This is a genomic window from Cereibacter ovatus (assembly GCF_900207575.1).
Lineage (GTDB): Bacteria > Pseudomonadota > Alphaproteobacteria > Rhodobacterales > Rhodobacteraceae > Cereibacter_A > Cereibacter_A ovatus.
In genome coordinates, this window is record NZ_OAOQ01000057.1 from 1 (window position 1) to 1,417 (window position 1,417).

The window sequence follows — 1,417 nt, forward strand, 5'->3', positions numbered from 1 at the left end:
GGTGTAGGAGGCCGCGCGCGGAGCCTCCGGCGTAGCGCAGCGCGCGGCCGTGGGTGACGCTGGCGGTCATCGCCGATCTTCGGAGAAGGTTTGGGTTGCGAGACCTTGAACCTGAAGCGGAGACGACGATGACCGAAGAGAGAATGGCGCTGATCGAGCTGGTTGAGAAGGAGGCTGACGGCGATCTTGTGCGCGAGATGCTGGCCTTCGCGGCTGAGCGGATCATGGATGCCGAGGTGGAGACGCGGACCGGCGCGGCCAAGGGTGTGCGAACGCCGATGCGGGAGGTTCAGCGCAACGGATACCGCGACCGCGATTGGGATACCCGAGCCGGGCGGATCGCGCTGGAGATCCCGAAGCTGCGCAAGGGCAGCTACTTCCCCAGCTTCCTTGAACCGCGCCGCACCGCCGAGAAGGCCCTCGTGGCGGTGATCCAGGGTGAGGAGGATCAGCGGGCCTTTCAGTGGAAGGACCGCCCGACGAACGATGTCCATGGCGTCTCGACGCGCTCGGTCGACGATCTGGTCAAGGCGATGGGCGCGGGCGGCATGTCCAAGAGCCAGGTCAGCCGTCTTTGCACCGAGATCGACGAGCGGGTGAACGCCTTCCTGACCCGGCCCCTGGAGGGCGCATGGCCCTACCTCTGGCTCGACGCCACCTATGTGAAGGTGCGTGAGGGCGGACGGATCATCAGCCGTGCCGTGATAATCGCCGTGGCGGTCAACGAGGACGGCAAGCGGGAAGTGCTGGGCGTCGCCACCGGCCCCTCGGAGGCCGAAACCTTCTGGATTGAGTTCCTGCGCAGCCTCGCCGACCGCGGTCTGCGGGGCGTCAAGCTGGTGATCGCCGACGACCACAAGGGCCTCCGGGCCGCAGCGCGCCGGGTCTTCAACGCCACCCACCAGAGGTGCCGCATTCACTGGATGAGGAACGCGCTGGCCCACGCCCCGGCCAAGCCGCGCACCGCCGTGGCGGCGATGCTGAAGACGATCTTCGCGCATGAAACCAAGGCCGAGGCCGAAGCCCAGTGGCAGATCGTGGCCGACGCGCTCCGCGAAAAGCAGCCCAAGCTCGGCGCCCTGATGGACAGCTCCCGCGACGACGCGCTGGCCTACATGTCCTTCCCACGGGAGCATTGGACCCAGATCGCCTCGACGAACCCTCTGGAGCGGGTGAACCGCGAAGTGAAGCGGCGCGCCGACGTCATCGGCGTTCGGGCGATGGCCCTCACTCCCCAACGACGAGGCCATCATCCGCCTCGTCGGCGCGCTGATGCTGGAAACCAACTACGAATGGGCGGTCGCGCGGCGCTACATGAGCCTTGAAACGCTCGCCCGCGTCACCGACAATCCCACCGTCAGGCTGCCCGCCGTGGCGACCTGATCATGCCCTGACCTCTCCGAGGGTCGGCGCTCCT

General features: G+C 67.4%; 1 pseudogene. It reads left to right on the forward strand.

The window, feature by feature from the left end:
• Positions 1 to 128 precede the first annotated feature (128 nt).
• Positions 129 to 1,383, forward strand: a pseudogene (locus CRO07_RS18235) (IS256 family transposase).
• Positions 1,384 to 1,417 lie beyond the last annotated feature (34 nt).